The sequence below is a fragment of the Mycobacterium sp. 1245805.9 genome (assembly GCF_001672915.1).
Lineage (GTDB): Bacteria > Actinomycetota > Actinomycetes > Mycobacteriales > Mycobacteriaceae > Mycobacterium.
This window is the reverse complement of record NZ_LZKR01000069.1, coordinates 1-17,678: the sequence shown is the minus strand read 5'-3', so window position 1 is coordinate 17,678 and position 17,678 is coordinate 1. Positions and strand designations below refer to the sequence as shown.

Genomic DNA, 17,678 nt, shown 5'->3' with positions numbered 1-17,678 from the left:
CTGGTCGGGCCCGCCCGACACGAAGATCTGGTGGGGCGCCTACCTCGGCACCGGCGACGAGCTGCTGGTGGCCGGCACCGTCGGGGGGGGCGCGGCGCGCGGCGGGGGGGGGGGCGCCGCCGCCCGCGCGCGGCACGGCTGGATCATGGACACCTATTTGCTCAGAACGGCAGACTGAAGGGCGTGCCCGAACTTCCCGAGATCGAAGCGCTGGTCGACCATTTGCGGCGCCACGCCGTCGGCTCGACCATCGGTCGCGTCGACGTCGTCGCGTTTTCGGTGCTGAAAACCTTTGACCCGCCGATCAACGTCCTGCACGGTCAATCGGTGACCGGGGCCCAGCGCTGGGGCAAGTACCTGGGATTACAGGCCGGGTCCCTGTTCTTGATCGCCCACCTGTCGCGCGCGGGCTGGTTGCGGTGGTCCGACAAGCTGGCCGCGGCGCCGCTGCGCCCCGGCAAGGGCCCGATCGCCATGCGGGTGCACCTGGGCACGCCCGGCGAGGCGCCCGGCTTCGACCTCACCGAGGCCGGCACACAGAAGCGGCTGGCGGTGTGGCTCGTCGACGACCCCCAGCTGGTGCCGGGCATCGCCGCGCTGGGCCCCGACGCGCTGGAGCTCAGCCCCGAGGACCTGGCGGGCGTGCTGTCCGGCAACACCGGCCGGATCAAGACCGTCATCACCGACCAGAAGGTGATCGCCGGCATCGGCAACGCCTACAGCGACGAAATCCTGCACGTCGCCAAGATCTCGCCGTTCGCTACCGCGGGCAAGCTGTCCGACGAACAACTCACCGCCTTGCACGACGCGATGATCTCGGTGCTGACCGACGCGGTGAGCCGCTCCGTCGGCCAGGGCGCCGCCATGCTCAAGGGGGAGAAGCGCTCCGGCCTGCGCGTGCACGCCCGCACCGGCCTGCCGTGCCCGGTGTGCGGGGACACCGTGCGCGAAGTATCGTTCGCGGACAAGTCTTTTCAGTACTGCCCGACGTGCCAGACCGGCGGCAAGGTGCTCGCCGACCGCCGCCTGTCGCGGCTGCTCAAGTAGCCGCCGGCGACGGTCGATATGCTGCCCCGGTGACTCGTCAGAAGATCCTCATCACCGGCGCCAGCTCCGGCCTGGGCGCCGGGATGGCGCGCTCCTTCGCCGCCAAGGGCCGCGACCTGGGGCTGTGCGCCCGTCGCACCGAGCGGCTCGATGAGCTGAAAGCCGAACTGACGCAACAGTATCCGGGAATCAAGATCGCCGTCGCAGCGCTGGACGTCAACGACCACGAGCAGGTGCCCAAGGTGTTCGCCGAAATCGGCGACGAGCTCGGCGGCATCGACCGCGTCGTCGTCAACGCAGGCATCGGCAAGGGCGCCAAGCTGGGCTCGGGCAAGCCGTGGGCCAACAAGAAGACCCTGGAGACCAACCTGGTCGCCGCCCTCGTGCAGATCGAAACCGCGCTGGAGATGTTCGCCAAAAGCGGTCAGGGGCATCTGGTGCTGATCTCGTCGGTGCTCGGCAACAAGGGGGTGCCGGGCGTCAAGGCCGCTTACGCCGCAAGCAAAGCCGGAATGCGCTCGCTGGGTGAATCGCTGCGCGCCGAATACCGCCGCGGTCCGATCAAGGTGTCGTTGATCGAGCCGGGCTATATCGAGTCGGAGATGACCGCCAAGTCCGAGAGCACGATGTTCATGGTGGACAACGAAACTGGCGTCAAGGCGTTGGTCGACGCGATCGAGCGCGAACCCGGCCGCGCCGTGGTGCCGTGGTGGCCGTGGGCCCCGCTGGTGCAACTGATGCGGGTGCTGCCGCCCCCGCTGACGAAGGTGTTCGCCTAGCTTCGTTGTCTCACGCCGCGAGCGTGCGTGTTTGTCCGCGACACGCCGGTCGAAGCCGTGCATTTGCGCACGCTCGGCGGAAGAGCCCTTAGCTCGTGCGTCCCCGCTCGGTGCGGTAGCGGCGGACCAGCGCGTCGGTCGAGCTGTCGGTCTGCGGCGCGGGCGAGGCGTCGCCGGTGATCACCGGAAGCAGCGCCTTGGCCTGCGTTTTGCCCAGCTCCACACCCCACTGATCGAACGAGTCGATGCCCCAGATCACGCCCTCGGTGAAGACCTGGTGCTCGTAGAGCGCGATCAGCTGACCCAGCACCGACGGGGTGAGCCGGTCAGCCAAAATCGAAGTGGACGGCCGGTTTCCGGGCATCACCTTGTGCGGCACGACGTCGGCGGGGGTGCCTTCGGCGGCGATCTCCTCGGCGGTCTTGCCGAACGCCAGCACCTGAGTCTGGGCGAAGAAGTTGCTCATCAACAGGTCGTGCATGCTGCCGGTGCCGTCGGCGGTGGCCAGGTCGTCGGTGGGTTGGCTGAAGCCGATGAAATCGGCCGGCACCAGCCGGGTGCCCTGGTGCAACAACTGGTAGAACGCGTGCTGGCCGTTGGTTCCCGGTTCACCCCAAAAGATTTCGCCGGTGTCGGTGGTGACCGGCGTGCCGTCGGCGCGGGTCGACTTCCCGTTGGATTCCATGGTCAGCTGCTGCAGGTAGGCCGCGAAGCGGGACAGGTCGTTCGAATACGGCAGCACGGCGCGTGATTGCGCGCCCATGAAGTTGGAGTACCACAGGCCGATGAGGCCGAGCAGCACCGGCGCGTTCGACTCCAGCGGGGCAGTCTTGAAATGGCGGTCGACAATGTGGAATCCGGACAGGAAGTCGGCGAACGCCTCCTTGCCGATGGCGGCCATCAGCGACAGCCCGATCGCCGAGTCGACCGAATAACGCCCGCCGACCCAGTCCCAGAACCCGAACATGTTGTCGGTGTTGATGCCGAAGTCGTCGACCAGGCGCTTGTTGGTGGAGACCGCCACAAAGTGCTTGGACACCGCGGCGTCGCCGAGCGCGTCGGTCAGCCAGCGGCGCGCGGCGGTCGCGTTGGTCAATGTCTCCAGCGTGGAGAACGTCTTCGACGCGACGATGAAAAGCGTTGTGGCGGGATCCAAGTCGGCCAGCTTGGCGACCAGGTCGGCCGGGTCGACGTTGGAGACGAAGCGCGCCGAGATCCCGGCGTCCGCGTAGTGGCGCAGCGCCTGGTAGACCATCACCGGACCCAGGTCCGACCCGCCGATCCCGATGTTGACCACGGTGCTGATCTTTTTCCCGGTGGCCCCCGTCCATTCACCGCTGCGTAACCGATCGGTGAAGTCGCCCATCGCGTCCAGCACCTCGTGCACGTCCGCGACGACGTTCTGGCCGTCGACGACCAGTTCGGCGTCGCGGGGCAGCCGCAGCGCGGTGTGCAGCACGGCCCGGTCCTCGGAGGTGTTGATGTGCACGCCGGCGAACATCTGGTCGCGGCGCTCCTCGAGGTTAGCCGCCCGCGCCAGGTCGACCAGCAGCCCCAGCGTCTCTCGGTTGACGCGGTGTTTGCTGTAGTCGATGTAGAGGTCGCCGACCGTGACGGTGAGCTCGCGGCCGCGATCGGGATCCTCGTCGAAGAACTGCCGCAGATGGGTCTGGCCGATTTGTTCGTGATGCCTGCGCAGGGCGTCCCACGCCGGGGTGGCGGTGATGTCGGGGATGGTTTGCACGGATGTCATGGGCGCCGCTCCTCCTCATCGCAAAGCTCTGCATCGTCGCCGACGCGGGTCATGATGCTGACCCTAATGCCGCCGGACGCTCCCGAGCCAGGTGTGACGGACGGCCTCAGTGGCCGAGCCGGCCCCTGCCCAGCCGCAGCAACAGCATCGCCAGGTCCTTGCCGTCGGGACCGAGCTCGCTGTAGCGCTCGATGACCTTCATCTCGCGGCTGTGCACCAGGCGGGTGCCGCCGGACGCCATCCGCACCTTGCCGATCGCCTGGGAGACTTCGGCCCGCCGCTTCACCGCGGCGAGGATCTCGGCGTCCAGTCGGTCGATCTCCTGGCGCAACGCGTCAATGTCGGTGGCCTCTTCAGACTCGACCATCTCGATGTTCATCTCTAACTCCGCATTCTCTTGATGTGGGGGTTCTGGTCTCATCCGTTATCGGGCCTCACAAAAGAGACGAGCCCCGAATCCGGAAGCGGACCACGGGGCTCTGCGAAAGCAGCTACACCACGGGCACCGCTGGCCGGTACCCATAAAAAAATCGGCGCTGCATGTTGAGCACCCACCGAGTGTGCCACTAAGGGCCGTAACCACGCAAAAAGGGTCCTAGTGATCCGATCAACCCGGCACGGTTCGATGCGCACGGCGTTCGCTCCTATGGTGAAGACCGTGCTCACAAAAGTATTGGTCGCTAACCGGGGAGAGATCGCCATCCGCGCCTTTCGGGCGGCCTACGAACTGGAAATGGCCACCGTCGCGATCTATCCGTACGAAGACCGCAATTCTGTGCACCGGCTGAAAGCCGACGAGTCGTATCAGATCGGCGAGGAGGGCCACCCGGTGCGGGCCTATTTGTCGGTTGACGAGATCGTCGCCACCGCCCTGGCGTGCGGAGCGGACGCGATCTACCCCGGATATGGATTCCTTTCGGAGAATCCAGACTTGGCGGCGGCGTGCGCGGCCGCAGGCATTACGTTCGTCGGCCCGAGCGCTGAGGTGCTCGAGCTGACGGGCAACAAGTCGCGGGCTATTGCGGCGGCGAGGGCGTCGGGTCTTCCGGTGCTGGCCTCCTCTGCACCCTCGACATCAGTGGACGAGCTGGTGTCGGCCGCCGAGCCCATGGCCTTCCCTCTGTTCGTCAAGGCGGTCGCCGGCGGAGGCGGCCGCGGGATGCGCCGAGTTACCGACGCGGCGGTGCTGCCCGAGGCAATCGAGGCGGCAAGCCGCGAGGCCGAGTCCGCCTTCGGCGACGCCTCGGTGTTCCTCGAGCAGGCCGTGCTCAACCCGCGGCACATCGAGGTGCAGATTCTGGCCGACACCCAGGGCCACGTGATGCACCTCTACGAGCGGGATTGCAGTGTCCAACGCCGGCATCAGAAGGTCATCGAAATCGCACCGGCGCCAAACCTGGATCCCGAATTGCGCGAGCGGATCTGCGCGGACGCGGTGAAGTTCGCACAAAGTATCGGCTATACGTGTGCAGGCACGGTCGAGTTTTTGCTAGACGAGCGCGGCAACCACGTGTTCATCGAGATGAACCCGCGCATCCAGGTCGAGCACACCGTCACCGAGGAGATCACCGACGTCGACCTGGTGTCCGCCCAGCTGCAGGTTGCGGCGGGGCGGACCCTGGAACAGATTGGCTTGAGCCAGGATTCGCTCGTCCCGCACGGCGCGGCGCTGCAGTGCCGCATCACCACGGAGGATCCGGCCAACGGATTCCGTCCGGACACGGGTCGAATCACCGCCTATCGCACCCCGGGTGGGGCGGGAATTCGGCTGGATGGCGGAACGACGCTGGGGGCGGAGATCAGTGCGCACTTCGACTCGATGCTGATCAAACTGACCTGTCGGGGCCGGGATTTCGCCACGGCCGTGCGGCGTGCGCGGCGCGCGGTTGCGGAATTCCGCATCCGCGGCGTGTCGACGAACATTCCCTTCCTGCAATCGGTTCTGGACGACGCGGATTTCCAGGCCGGCCGTATCACGACGTCGTTCATCGAGCAGCATCCGCAGCTGCTCACGGCGCGCAGTTCGGCGGACCGCGGAACCAAGATCCTCACGTATCTGGCCGACGTAACGGTCAACAAGCCGCACGGTGAACGCCCCTCGGCTGTGTACCCGCACGACAAGCTGCCTGACATAGACCTGTCGACGGATCCGCCAGCAGGATCCAAGCAGCGCCTGATCGAACTTGGGCCGGAGCGGTTCGCGGGGTGGCTGCGCCAGTCGCAGGGCGTCCGCGTCACGGATACCACGTTCCGCGACGCACACCAGTCCCTGTTGGCCACGAGGGTGCGTACCAGCGGACTGGTCATGGTGGCGCCATACATCGCCCGCATGATGCCCCAGCTGCTGTCGGTCGAATGCTGGGGCGGGGCGACGTACGACGTCGCGCTGCGCTTTTTGAAGGAGGACCCATGGGAGCGGCTGGCGGCCTTGCGTGAAGCGATGCCCAACATCTGCCTGCAAATGCTGCTGCGCGGGCGCAACACGGTGGGCTACACGCCCTATCCCGAGATCGTCACGACGGCATTCGTCGAGGAGGCGACGGCGACCGGCATCGACATCTTTCGGATCTTTGACGCGCTGAACAACGTCGACTCGATGCGCCCGGCGATCGACGCGGTTCGCGAGACCGGTACCGCCGTAGCCGAGGTGGCGATGTCCTACACGGGCGATCTCAGCGATCCGGCCGAAAAGCTTTACACCCTGGACTACTACCTGAAATTGGCCGAACAGATTGTCACGGCGGGTGCACACGTGCTGGCGATCAAGGACATGGCCGGGCTGTTGCGCGCCCCCGCCGCGACCACACTGGTCTCTGCGCTCAAGGCTCGGTTCGACCTGCCGGTGCACGTACATACGCACGACACCCCGGGTGGTCAACTGGCGAGCTATGCGGCGGCCTGGCGCGCCGGAGCCGATGCCGTCCCCGCGCCAGCGGCCCCGCTGGCCGGGACGACCAGCCAGCCAGCACTGTCCTCCATCGTGGCCGCGGCAGCGCATACCGAATACGACACCGGCCTGTCCCTGGACTCCGTGAGCGATCTGGAGCCGTATTGGGAGGCGTTGCGTAACGTGTACGCGCCGTTCGAATCCGGGCTGCCGGCCCCGACTGGCCGGGTGTACCGCCATGAAATCCCGGGTGGGCAATTGTCTAACCTGCGTCAGCAGGCGATCGCGCTGGGATTCGGTGACCGGTTCGAAGAGATCGAAGATGCCTACGCGGGGGCCGATGCCATCCTCGGGCGTCTGGTCAAGGTGACCCCGTCGAGCAAGGTGGTCGGGGACTTGGCACTGGCGCTCGTCGGCGCAGGCGTCAGCGCGCAGGATTTCGCCGATGACCCGGCGCGTTACGACATCCCGGACTCGGTCATCGGTTTCCTGCGTGGGGAACTTGGTGACCCGCCCGGCGGTTGGCCCGAGCCTTTTCGCACAAAGGCATTACAGGGGCGCGGTCCGGCGAAGGCGGAGCAACAGCTGTCAGCCGAGGATGAAAAAGCGTTGGCCGCAAGGGGTATCGACCGCCAGGCAGCGCTGAATCGGCTGCTGTTCCCTGGACCGACCAAAGAATTCGAGGACCATCGTGAGCAATACGGCGACACCTCCCGGCTGAGCGCAAATCAGTTCTTCTATGGACTTCGGCAGGGGGACGAACACCGTGTCGAGCTGGAGCGCGGTGTGGAGTTGCTCATCGGTCTAGAGGCCATATCCGATGCCGACGAACGCGGCATGCGGACAGTGATGTGCATCCTCAATGGGCAGTTGCGTCCGGTCGTGGTGCGTGACCGCAGCATCGCCGCCGATGTGCCGAATGCCGAGAAGGCTGACCGTAACAATCCGGATCACGTCGCGGCCCCATTTGCTGGGGTCGTCACGGTGACTGTGGCCATCGATGAGGAAGTCGCTGCGGGACAGACGATTGCGACGATCGAAGCGATGAAGATGGAGGCTGCCGTTACTACCCCGAAGGCGGGCAAGGTCGCACGGGTAGCGGTGTCTCACACCGCACAAGTTGAGGGTGGCGACCTGTTGGTGGTTATCAGCTAACGGGCGCCGACGATCGTGCCAACACTGGGGCGGCCGCGCTAACGGGTAGTCATCGACCTCAGAACCTTTCGTCAGCGCCGGCCAATTCGTTGGCTGTTCGTCTCGTCCTTGGACAGGTATCGCGCGCTGACCCCGCGGACCGCCAAGCGATCCAGCGGTGGGACGAACCTGACCACGATGCCATCGCGGTAGGGCTTCATCGCGGGCGAACCTCCCAGCTCCCGTTCGTTTCAATGGGCGTGCTTCCGGCCCGGACGCAGGCTTGGTAAAACAGGGCACCCATGTCGCGTGGTCCGACAAAATAGCCTTCCGCAGTGTGCCAGCGGTTGAAGAACAAGACGACGCGCTCCTCATCGACCCGTGGAAAGAGGACACTGCCCAGCCATGTCCAAATCGTTGGCCGCGTGTCGCGATAGAGCACCATCATGCTCGGATAGTTCGACGCACCACTTTGGGTAGTGTGCATCCGGATGTAGCGATAACGGCTGGGGGCGAAGGGAATTCTGACGTCGCCGCGTATCAGGGTGATAGCGCCGTATGTGTCGACCTCGCAACCCTGGACCGCCCGTTTCGGGCGCATGTACGCCAGGGCTGCCAACAATAGCGGGGCAGCCGCCGCTGGCACTGCTATCGGCAGCGGCAGTCCGATCATCATGGGGACAGCCACGACAACGCCGGGGATCACCCCCAGCCATGCGCCGGCGGAGTTGAAGTGCAGGAGGCCCACGACATCCGTGGTCATCACAGCGGGACCCCTTGGCCGCGTCTGGAAAAGACTTGGTTGGCCGGGCGCTGCAGGTCTCGGTGTGTAGCGATTCCGGAACCGGGGGTGCAGGCTTATCAGCACACCTACGACAGCGAAGACCACACACGCCGACACCCCTGGCAACCAAACCGGCACGTTCGATGCCACGGCCATAGTTGTCGTCATCGACGCCACCCACGGCGAATTCGGGGTCGAGCCCATTGTCCTCCAGATGGTGTGGGCTCGGCGCTCGGATGGATGAGCCGACGACCGTTCAAGCCGTTAAGCCTTGCACGGAGGTTTTGGGGGCCAGCCAGGCCCGTAATTGCACTCCATAGGCCCCTGTGCCACCTCGCCGATCGGCAAACTCGGGTCCATGAGCCGGGGATTGTGCCAGTCGTGGCACGCAGTCATATCCCAATCCCCCACCACATGTCCGGGTAGGGGCTGCCCTGGACACCAACAGCTGGGTTGTGTGCAACCGGGTGGGTAGGCCTCGGCGGTGCCCGCGGCCACAGCTATCCCGGCCACCGCGACACCGCCCGACAGCAGGGTCCCGGTAATGATTCGGTTCAGGGTGCGAAAGGTGTTCATGGTGGCGCCTTTCGGCTCTCGCATCTAGTTCTTCCTCGTGCGATTGGACAGATGAGTCGCGGCGGGTATCTGGTGTGCGTTATTCCGGTGAACAGGGGCGTGTACGGGCCGCCGCGGCGATAGACTTTCAGCCGCATCTGGACCGATGTGGGATTTTGCTGGTGTCGCGGCGGTTGCCCGCGCACGCTCAGTTCGTAGTGTGGGCGGGCGACTGGCCGCGGCGCATGGGCAAATTTGCCTATTTTGGTCGACGGCCGCCCGCCGCGGTCTCGACTCAACCGAACAGTCCCAAAAGGCGGAAGGCTAAGAGGCCGGTGAGGACGCTGCTCGAGCGTGACGTGGTGCTGGCCGAGTTGGCTGGGTTGGGTCGGCGCGTGGCCGGCGGCGCCGGTCAGGTGGTGTTGTTGCGGGGGCCGGCCGGGGTGGGCAAGACCGCGGTCATCGACCGGTTTGTCGAACAGTGGAGCCGGAAGGTGCAGGTGTTGCGGGGCTGGTGTGATCCGCTGTCGGTGCCGCGGCCGTTGGGGCCGCTGATCGACATGGCGGCCCAGCTGCCGGCCGACCAGGCGGCCGGGTTGGTAGCGGTGATCAATCGCGGTGAGCCCGAGGCGATTTACGCGGCGCTGTTGCGGCTGCTTGGTGTGGGTCCCCCCTGGGTGTGTGTGATCGAGGATTTGCATTGGGCCGACGGTGCCACGCTGGATCTGCTGCGGTTCTTGGCCCGTCGTATCGGTAGCCTGCCGGTGCTGCTGATGGTGTCGTATCGCGACGACGAGGTCGGGCCCGCCCACCCGTTGGCGGTGGCGCTGGGCGATGTGGCGACGTGTGTCGCGGTCACCCGCGTCGAGGTGCGGCCGCTGAGCCGACGCGCCGTTGAGGTGCTGGCCGCCGGCAGCGGTGTCAACGCTGAGCTGCTGCACCAGCTCACTGGTGGGAATGCATTTTTTGTCACCGAAGTCTTGGCTGCCGGCCGCGATGCTTTGGGCGGGAATGCGTTGCCGCGCAGCGTGTCCGAGGCGGTGTGGGGCCGGTTGGGGCGGTTGACGCCGGCCGCGCGCGACACCGCGTACGCCGTCGCGGTGTGCGGTCCGTGGATCGATGCGGATGTGATTACCGTGGTGTGTCCGGGCGCGGCGCTGGACGAATGCTTGGCCGCGGGAGTTCTTGTCGCTGACGGCGCAGCGGTGGGGTTTCGGCATGAGTTGGCCCGCCGCGCCACGTTGAACCACATTCCCGACCACCAGCGCCGCCTGTTGCACGCCCGCGCGTTGGCTGTGCTGGCCGAAGATCCGATTAAGCCGGAGGCGTTGGGGGCGTTGGCGTTTCATGCCGATCAGGCCGGCGATGACGAGGAAGTCGTGCGGCATGGCGTGGCGGGCGCCGAGCGGGCCTCAGCGCTCGGCGCCAATCGACAGGCCGCCGATTTGTACGCGCTGGTGCTGCGCCATGCCGAAACCGCATCACGCGAGCAGAAGGTCGTGTGGCTGGAAGGCTACGCATTCGCCAGCTACCTCAGCGGGTCGGTCGAGGAGGCGGCGGCGTCCTGGCGAGCGGCGATCGTGCTACGCCGTGAGATGGGCGACCGGCGCGAAGAGGGCGACGACCTGCGCTGGCTGTCACTGGTGCTGTGGCCGCTGGGCCACGTGACCGAGGCCGCCGAGGCCGGGCGGGCAGCGCTGCGGCTGCTCGAAGAGCTCGGCCCGTCTGAAGAACTGGCCTGGGCGCTGGTCAATGCGGCGGTGTTGGCGGCACACACCTACGACCCGGCGTGCGCAGACTATGCGGCCCGAGCCGTAGCCCTCGGCAGCGAGCTGGGCTTGCGCGCGGTCGTCATCAGGGCCCGCGGGGCGGCGGCGCTGGCCACCGTGTGTCGCAGCGACACTGGTTGGGACGAGTTGGAGGCAGTATGGCGCGACGCGATCGCAACGCCAGGACTTGCCGAACACGCCGGGATGATCGGGGCGTCCCTGTCCGTTTTCGCGGCCCTGCATTACCAGCTGGGTCGCACTGAGGGCTACATCGCCGACACGATTACGTTCTGCGCCGACCACGACTTGGGCATGTTCCAGCTCCTGGCCCTCGCCGCCGACGGGCTTGTGCAGCTGCACCACGGCGATTGGGACCGTGCTGCCGCGCTCGCCGAGCACGTGCTGACCCGGCCCGGGCTGGCCCCGGTGCATCGAATTCTGGCGGTTCTCACTGCAGCGTTGATCGTTGCGCGCCGCGGGCAGCGACCCGTCGGGCCGCTGCTCGACGAGGCGCTCGGCTGTACGGAACCCGATGACTTCTTCCGTCTTGGGCCGGTGTGGGCCGCGCGCGCCGAGGCGGCGTGGCTGGCCGGCGATGACGACACCGCGCGCGCCGAGGCGCACAAGGGGCTGGTGTGCGCAACCGGTGTGATGGCCGATCCATGGCTGGTGGGCTCGCTGCGCCGCTGGGCCCACCTAAGCGGCGGCACGCCAGACCTGCCCGGGGTGGTCGACAGCGTCACGCCGTTCCGTTTTGAAGTCAGTGGCGATTGGCTGGGCGCCGCCGCCGAGTGGACCCGACTGGGTTGCCCTTACGACGCTGCCATCGCCCAACTGAGCGGCGACATCGAAGCCGTGCAGGTCGCGCTGACCACCTTCCGCGGGCTCGGTGCCCGCGCCGCCGCCGGCCGCGCCCAACAACGGTTGGCCCAGCTGCGTGGGCGCACCCACAGCGGGCGGCGCGCCGACACGTTGGCCGACCCCTACCAGCTGACCCGGCGCCAACGTGATGTGCTCGCACTGCTCGTCGCCGGCAATAGCGACGCCAATATCGCGACCAAGCTGTGCATCAGCCCTAGAACCGCCGCCCACCACGTGGAAGCCATCCTGACCAAACTCGGCGTCAACAACCGGACCCAAGCAGCCGCCGTCTACAAGGTAGAGACTGCAGCGGGCCGTCGTCGATCAAAATAGGCAAATTTGCCCATGCGCCGCGGCGCGTCGCCCGTCCATACTTCGAACGCGGGCGTCGACCGGATCGCGCACCACCACCACGGGGGAACGAAGATATTGTCAACCCCGCTGCGTCCGTGGCATTTGGGGAGGCTTACTCGATTCCAGATCGACGCCGGACCACCTCACCGGCGGTCGGCGGAAAGGAAGCGGGCCACGATGGCGAATTTTGCGGTGTTGCCGCCGGAAATCAATTCGCTGCTGATGTTCAGTGGTGCCGGTTCGGCACCGATGCTCGAGGCGGCGGCAGCCTGGGACGGCCTGGCTTCGGAGTTGGGATCGGCGGCGACGTCATTTTCTACCATCACCTCGGGGCTCGCCGGCCAGGCCTGGCAAGGCCCGGCGTCTCGGGCGATGGCGGCCGCGGCAGCACCCTATAGCGGATGGTTGAGTGCCGCGGCGGCGCAGGCTTCCGGTGCGGCCGGGCAAGCCCGGGCGGTGGTTAGCGCGTTCGAGGCGGCCCGGGCCGCGACGGTGCAGCCGCTCATGGTCGAGCTCAACCGCAATTCCCTTGTGCAGATGGTGATGTCGAACTGGTTCGGCCTGAACGCGCCCGCCATCGCGCAACTGGAGGGCGACTACGAGGCGATGTGGGCCCAAGACGTGGCGGCGATGGTCGGCTATCACGGCGGCGTTTCGGCCGCGGCGGCGCAGCTGGCGCCCGCGCAGACGCTGCAGGACATTCTCGCCGCCCTGCCCAACATCGGAATCGGGAACAAGGGCAACGCCAACCTGGGCAACGGCAATACGGGCGTCGCCAATCTCGGCAGCGGAAACACCGGCAACAACAACATCGGCGGTGGCAACGGATTTGCCGGTGTGACGGCCAATGGCAATATCGGCTCCGGGAACCAGGGCAACGGAAACATCGGATTCGGCAACGGATCCAACCCCGCCCTGGGCACCGATGCCGGCCACAATGTGGGTTTCGGCAACGCCGGCAGCAACAACTGGGGCTTCGGCAACGCCGGGGACGGGAACCGGGGCATTGGAAACAGCGGCAACAACAACATCGGCGGCGGAAACGCCGGCAACAACAACGTCGGCGGCGGCAACACCGGCAGCAACGACATCGGCTTCGGGCTTACCGGCAACAACGAAATCGGTATCGGCAACACCTATTTCAACACCGCCACCAACCAGTTCAGCCTCGGCGGACTGAACTCCGGCAGCGGCAACATCGGGATCGGCAACTCGGGCACCGGCAACATCGGCTTCTTCAACTCCGGCAGCGGCAACGTCGGCTTCCTCTCCACGGGCACCAACACCCATTTCCCGGGGCAGCTCAACAGCTTTGGGTTCGGGAACGCGGGCGCCGGCAACATCGGCTTCGGCAACGCCGGCGACTGGAATTTCGGCTTCGGGAACTCGAGCAACGTCAACACCGGCTTCGGAAACTCCGGCGGACTTGACACCGGCTTCGGCAACGGCGGCGCTTTCAACACCGGCTTCTGGAACTCCGGCAACGTCAACACGGGCTGGGGAGATTCCGGCAGCATCAACACGGGCGCGTGGAATTCGGGCCTCGTTAACACGGGCTTCGGCTTCACCACCGACACCGGTGCCAGCCAATCGGGATTCAACAACTCCGGCACAAATGTCTCGGGGTTCAACAACACCGGCACGAGCGGATTCGTCTCGGGCCTCTTCAACACCGTCATCGGTGGGGGTGCAATCTCCGGGATCGGCAACACCGGCGTCCCCACGTTCACCCCTGTTTTCAGGGGCTCGGACTCCGGCTTCTTCAACACGGGCACCGACCTGGCAGGTTTCTTCAGCCTCGCTCGACTGCTGGCGGGTTAGGGACGGCCGCATAGCAATCCCGCCAGTCCCACGACCCGACCGCGGCGCCCCGTGCTGCGCTCGGCTGGATTCAGGGTTCATCGCCGCTACCGTGGGGCTGCGTGTGCTCATAGGTGCCGCCGGGGAGTCCGGCCCCGCTGGTCGCGCCGCGCCGGAGGCCCTGGCCAGCGAAGTCGTCGGCGGGCGGCGGTAAATTTGGACCGACATGAGTGTGCACGCGACCAGCAATACCGATGCCAAGTCCGCCCCCGAAGCAGAGCAGCTGCTCGACGGGCTCAACCCGCAACAGCGTCAGGCTGTGGTGCACGAGGGTTCGCCCCTGTTGATCGTGGCGGGCGCGGGCTCTGGCAAGACGGCCGTCCTGACGCGGCGCATCGCCTACCTGATCGCGGCGCGGGGCGTCGGCGTCGGCCAGATCCTGGCGATCACCTTCACCAACAAGGCCGCCGCGGAGATGCGCGATCGCGTGGTCCGGCTGGTGGGCCCCAGGGCCCGCGCGATGTGGGTGTCCACGTTCCACTCGACTTGCGTGCGCATCCTGCGCAACCAGGCGTCGCTGATCAAGGGCCTCAACTCCAACTTCTCCATTTACGACGCCGACGACTCGCGGCGCCTGCTGCAGATGATCGGCCGCGACATGGGGCTGGACATCAAGCGCTACTCGCCGCGGCTGCTGGCCAACGCCATCTCCAACCTGAAGAACGAGTTGATCTATCCGGACGAGGCCGTCACCAACCTGACCGAGGATTCCGACGAGTTGAGCCGCACGGTGGCCTCCGTCTACGGCGAATACCAGCGGCGGCTGCGGGCGGCCAACGCGTTGGACTTCGACGACCTGATCGGGGAGACCGTCGCGGTGCTGCAGACCTTCCCCGAAATCGCGCAGTACTACCGGCGGCGGTTCCGGCACGTGCTGGTCGACGAATACCAGGACACCAACCACGCGCAGTACGTGTTGGTCCGGGAATTGGTCGGCACCGAGACCATCGACGGCGTGCCGCCCGGCGAGCTGTGCGTGGTCGGTGATGCCGACCAGTCGATTTATGCGTTTCGCGGCGCCACCATCCGCAACATCGAGGACTTCGAGCGCGACTATCCGGACGCGAGAACTATTCTGCTGGAACAGAATTACCGTTCCACGCAGAACATCCTGTCGGCCGCCAACTCGGTGATCGCCCGCAACTCCGGGCGCCGCGAGAAGCGGCTGTGGACCGACGCCGGCGCCGGCGAGCTGATCGTCGGTTACGTCGCCGACAACGAGCACGACGAGGCCAGGTTTGTGGCCGAGGAGATCGACGCGCTCGTCGAGCGCGGCGAGATCACCTACAACGACGTGGCGGTGTTCTATCGCACCAACAACTCGTCGCGGTCGCTGGAAGAGGTCTTCATCCGCGCCGGGATCCCGTACAAAGTCGTTGGGGGAGTGCGCTTTTACGAACGCAAGGAAATCCGCGACATCGTCGCCTACCTGCGGGTGCTGGACAACCCCGGCGACGCGGTCAGCATGCGGCGCATCCTCAACACGCCGCGCCGGGGCATCGGGGATCGCGCCGAGGCGTGCGTGACGGTGTACGCCGAGAACACCGGCGCCAGCTTCGCCGCCGCGCTGGTCGCCGCGGCCGAAGGCAAAGTGCCGATGCTGAATACGCGCGCCGAGAAGGCGATCGCGGGTTTCGTCGAGCTGCTGGACGAGCTGAGGGGCCACCTCGACGACGACCTCGGCGACCTGGTCGAGCTGGTGCTCGAACGCTCCGGATACCGCAACGAGCTGGAGTCCTCCACCGACCCGCAGGAGCTGGCCCGGCTGGACAACCTGAACGAATTGGTCAGCGTCGCACACGAATTCAGCGCCGATCAGGCCAACGCGGCCGCGCTGGAAGAGTCGGCGCCCGAGGACGAAGATGTGCCGGACACCGGTGTCCTGGCGGCGTTCCTGGAGCGGGTCTCACTGGTCGCCGACGCCGACGACATCCCCGAGCACGGCGCCGGCGTCGTCACCCTGATGACCCTGCACACCGCGAAGGGTCTGGAGTTTCCGGTGGTGTTCGTCACCGGTTGGGAGGACGGGATGTTCCCCCACATGCGATCGCTGGACGATCCGACCGAGCTGTCCGAGGAGCGGCGGCTGGCCTACGTCGGCATCACCCGGGCGCGTCAGCGGCTCTACGTGAGCAGGGCCATCGTCCGGTCGTCGTGGGGACAGCCGATGCTCAACCCGGAATCGCGCTTCCTGCGCGAGATTCCGCAGGAGCTGATCGACTGGCGGCGCAGCGCGCCCGCGCCGTCGTTCAGTGCGCCGGTGAGCGGCGCCGGACGGTTCGGCGCGCCGCGCCCGTCGCCGACCCGCTCGGGGGCGAGCAAACGCCCGCCGCTGGTGCTGCAACCCGGCGATCGGGTAACCCACGACAAGTACGGGCTGGGCCGGGTCGAGGAGGTCTCCGGCGTCGGCGAATCGGCCATGTCACTGATCGACTTCGGCAGCGCGGGACGGGTGAAGCTGATGCACAACCACGCCCCGGTCAGCAAGCTTTAGGCTTTGTCCGCCGAACGTGAACCCACGGTGAGATTTTCGGTTAATCCTCGCCCTGAGAGCACGTTCGGCGAAAAGGAAGAGCCGATTACGCCTGCAGCCAGCGTTTGGTTTGCGGGTGAAATGCCAGCGCCACGCTGGCGACCGGCAGCAGCCACAGGGTGTACACGATCCACGCTACCCGTGCGCCCGCGATGAACACGCCCCCGTAGGTCAGCACCGCGACCACCGCCCCGGCCGCGATGAGGTAGCGACCCACCGGCCGATGCTGCAGCAACAAGATCACGCCCGAAACCGTGGTGATCGCGAACACCAGCGCGAGAAACGCCACCGCGATGCAGAACAGGCGGTCGGTGCGCCACCACCCGGCGATCAGGTCGGTGGCCACCACGGACGTCGCCCAGCCGCTGACGATGCTGACCGCGGCGGCGGCGACGGCGGTCCGGCCGCTCGGTTCGGGGCCCGGCAGGACCCGTGGCCGGGCGGTAGCTGCCTGGTACGGAGGGATCTGCGTGGTCGGGGACTCCGGCACCACCGGAATCGGCCCGGTCGGTGCCCGCCGGATGATCCGCGTCTGCGATTCCGAGGGGGGTGCTGGGGCCTCGGGCGGCGGGGCAGGCGGGTCGTTCGGCGAAGTCACCTCAGCCAGCGTAATTGCCGACGTTAAGTCCCCGCTTTGCGAGCCAGGGCACGGGGTCGATCCGCTCCGTGCCGCCCTGCAGCACCTCGAAGTGCAGGTGCGGTCCGGTGGAATTGCCCCGGTTGCCCATGGTGGCGATCTGGTCGCCGGCCATGACGCGCTGGCCGACGCTGACGAGCGTCGTGTTGACGTGGCCGTAGAGCGTGACGGTGCCGTCGGCGTGGCGCAGCTTGACCAACGCGCCGTAGCCCGCGGCCGGCCCGGAGTCGATGACGACGCCGTCGGACACCGCGTAGATCGGTGTGCCGATCGAGTTGGCCAGGTCGATTCCGGCGTGCAGCACGCCCCAGCGGTAGCCGAAGTTCGAGGTGAAGATGCCCTTCGTCGGCATCACATAGAGCGGCTGCTGCAACCGCGCCTCGCGCTGCGCGCGATCGTTGGCGAAGGCCACGCCCCGGGCGAATTCCTCGTTGTGCACCGCGGCATTCGCCGCCGGCGCGACGGCGACCACCTGGGCGCCGCGGATGGTGTTCGGCCCCGTCCCGCCGTCGAGCGCCGACGCGTTGGCCGTCAGCACGGCCTCCGTCTTGGGGGTGTCGGCGTGACTGGTCGCGGTGTGGGCGGCGGCGGCGGCCGCCCCGGCCGCCATCGCGGAGATCAGCAGGCGGCCCCGGGCCGCGCTGGTCGGCTGCTTGCGGTGCTGCCCGCCGCGCCGGGGCGCCGGGATGCGGGGGGGGGGTGGGGGGGGGGGGGGCGCCCCGCGG

General features: G+C 67.0%; 12 protein-coding genes and 2 pseudogenes. 8 read left to right on the top strand and 6 right to left on the bottom strand.

The window, feature by feature from the left end; all coding sequences use genetic code 11:
• The 4 genes and pseudogenes from A9X00_RS10275 to A9X00_RS10265 all read left to right on the top strand — a co-directional run.
• Positions 1 to 178: pseudogene (locus A9X00_RS10275) on the top strand (precorrin-6A synthase (deacetylating)); the annotation flags it as partial.
• Between the two features lie 5 nt (positions 179 to 183).
• Positions 184 to 426: pseudogene (locus A9X00_RS31825) on the top strand (DNA-formamidopyrimidine glycosylase family protein); the annotation flags it as partial.
• 150 nt (positions 427 to 576) lie between these two features.
• Positions 577 to 1,047 (top strand): zinc finger domain-containing protein, encoded by a 471-nt coding sequence (locus A9X00_RS31820; RefSeq protein ID WP_231982093.1) that lies wholly within the window; start codon positions 577 to 579, stop codon positions 1,045 to 1,047.
• A 29-nt stretch (positions 1,048 to 1,076) separates the two neighbouring features.
• Positions 1,077 to 1,826 carry an SDR family oxidoreductase gene (locus A9X00_RS10265; protein ID WP_067152545.1) on the top strand — a complete coding sequence of 250 codons (750 nt, stop codon included), beginning with the start codon at positions 1,077 to 1,079 and terminating at the stop codon, positions 1,824 to 1,826.
• Positions 1,827 to 1,914: 88 nt separating this feature from the next.
• Here A9X00_RS10265 and pgi read toward each other — a convergent pair whose 3' ends face one another.
• Positions 1,915 to 3,579 (bottom strand): glucose-6-phosphate isomerase, encoded by a 1,665-nt coding sequence (gene pgi, locus A9X00_RS10260; RefSeq protein ID WP_067152543.1) that lies wholly within the window; start codon positions 3,577 to 3,579, stop codon positions 1,915 to 1,917.
• Between the two features lie 106 nt (positions 3,580 to 3,685).
• Entirely contained in the window at positions 3,686 to 4,000 is a 315-nt protein-coding gene (locus A9X00_RS10255) for a chorismate mutase (protein WP_082975015.1), read from the bottom strand.
• Between the two features lie 237 nt (positions 4,001 to 4,237).
• Between A9X00_RS10255 and A9X00_RS10250 the strand changes: the two genes are divergently transcribed.
• Positions 4,238 to 7,621: a pyruvate carboxylase gene (locus tag A9X00_RS10250; RefSeq protein WP_067152554.1), complete on the top strand. Its 3,384-nt coding sequence runs from the start codon at positions 4,238 to 4,240 to the stop codon at positions 7,619 to 7,621.
• Positions 7,622 to 7,692: 71 nt separating this feature from the next.
• Here the strand turns inward: A9X00_RS10250 and A9X00_RS32345 are convergent, their stop codons facing one another.
• Positions 7,693 to 7,821 carry a hypothetical protein gene (locus tag A9X00_RS32345; RefSeq protein WP_255363063.1) on the bottom strand — a complete coding sequence of 43 codons (129 nt, stop codon included), beginning with the start codon at positions 7,819 to 7,821 and terminating at the stop codon, positions 7,693 to 7,695.
• Positions 7,818 to 8,363 (bottom strand): hypothetical protein, encoded by a 546-nt coding sequence (locus tag A9X00_RS10245; RefSeq protein ID WP_156772026.1) that lies wholly within the window; start codon positions 8,361 to 8,363, stop codon positions 7,818 to 7,820. Before A9X00_RS10245 ends, A9X00_RS32345 begins: the two co-directional genes overlap by 4 nt.
• A gap of 911 nt (positions 8,364 to 9,274) precedes the next feature.
• On the opposite strand from A9X00_RS10245, the gene A9X00_RS10240 reads away from it, so the two are divergent.
• The 3 genes from A9X00_RS10240 (at position 9,275) to pcrA (ending at position 16,277) form a co-directional block, all read left to right on the top strand.
• Positions 9,275 to 11,902, top strand: a complete 2,628-nt coding sequence (locus A9X00_RS10240; protein WP_232006755.1) for a LuxR family transcriptional regulator — start codon at positions 9,275 to 9,277, stop codon at positions 11,900 to 11,902.
• 198 nt (positions 11,903 to 12,100) lie between these two features.
• A complete protein-coding gene (locus A9X00_RS10235; protein ID WP_067152536.1) occupies positions 12,101 to 13,744 on the top strand; it encodes a PPE family protein in 1,644 nt (547 codons plus the stop codon).
• Between the two features lie 205 nt (positions 13,745 to 13,949).
• Positions 13,950 to 16,277 (top strand): DNA helicase PcrA, encoded by a 2,328-nt coding sequence (pcrA, locus tag A9X00_RS10230; protein ID WP_067152535.1) that lies wholly within the window; start codon positions 13,950 to 13,952, stop codon positions 16,275 to 16,277.
• An 85-nt stretch (positions 16,278 to 16,362) separates the two neighbouring features.
• Here pcrA and A9X00_RS10225 read toward each other — a convergent pair whose 3' ends face one another.
• A complete protein-coding gene (locus A9X00_RS10225; protein ID WP_197515122.1) occupies positions 16,363 to 16,914 on the bottom strand; it encodes a hypothetical protein in 552 nt (183 codons plus the stop codon).
• 1 nt (position 16,915) lies between these two features.
• On the bottom strand, positions 16,916 to 17,678 hold a 763-nt coding region (locus A9X00_RS10220; protein ID WP_067152549.1), incomplete at its 5' end, for a M23 family metallopeptidase.

Bases quoted from the DNA above. Each gene is read 5' to 3' on its own strand.
- pgi (WP_067152543.1), bottom strand. From the start codon at position 3,579: ATGACATCCGTGCAAACCATCCCCGACATCACCGCCACCCCGGCGTGG.
- A9X00_RS10255 (WP_082975015.1), bottom strand. From the start codon at position 4,000: ATGAGACCAGAACCCCCACATCAAGAGAATGCGGAGTTAGAGATGAAC.
- A9X00_RS32345 (WP_255363063.1), bottom strand. From the start codon at position 7,821: ATGAAGCCCTACCGCGATGGCATCGTGGTCAGGTTCGTCCCACCGCTG.
- A9X00_RS10245 (WP_156772026.1), bottom strand. From the start codon at position 8,363: ATGACCACGGATGTCGTGGGCCTCCTGCACTTCAACTCCGCCGGCGCA.
- A9X00_RS10235 (WP_067152536.1), top strand. From the start codon at position 12,101: ATGGCGAATTTTGCGGTGTTGCCGCCGGAAATCAATTCGCTGCTGATG.
- pcrA (WP_067152535.1), top strand. From the start codon at position 13,950: ATGAGTGTGCACGCGACCAGCAATACCGATGCCAAGTCCGCCCCCGAA.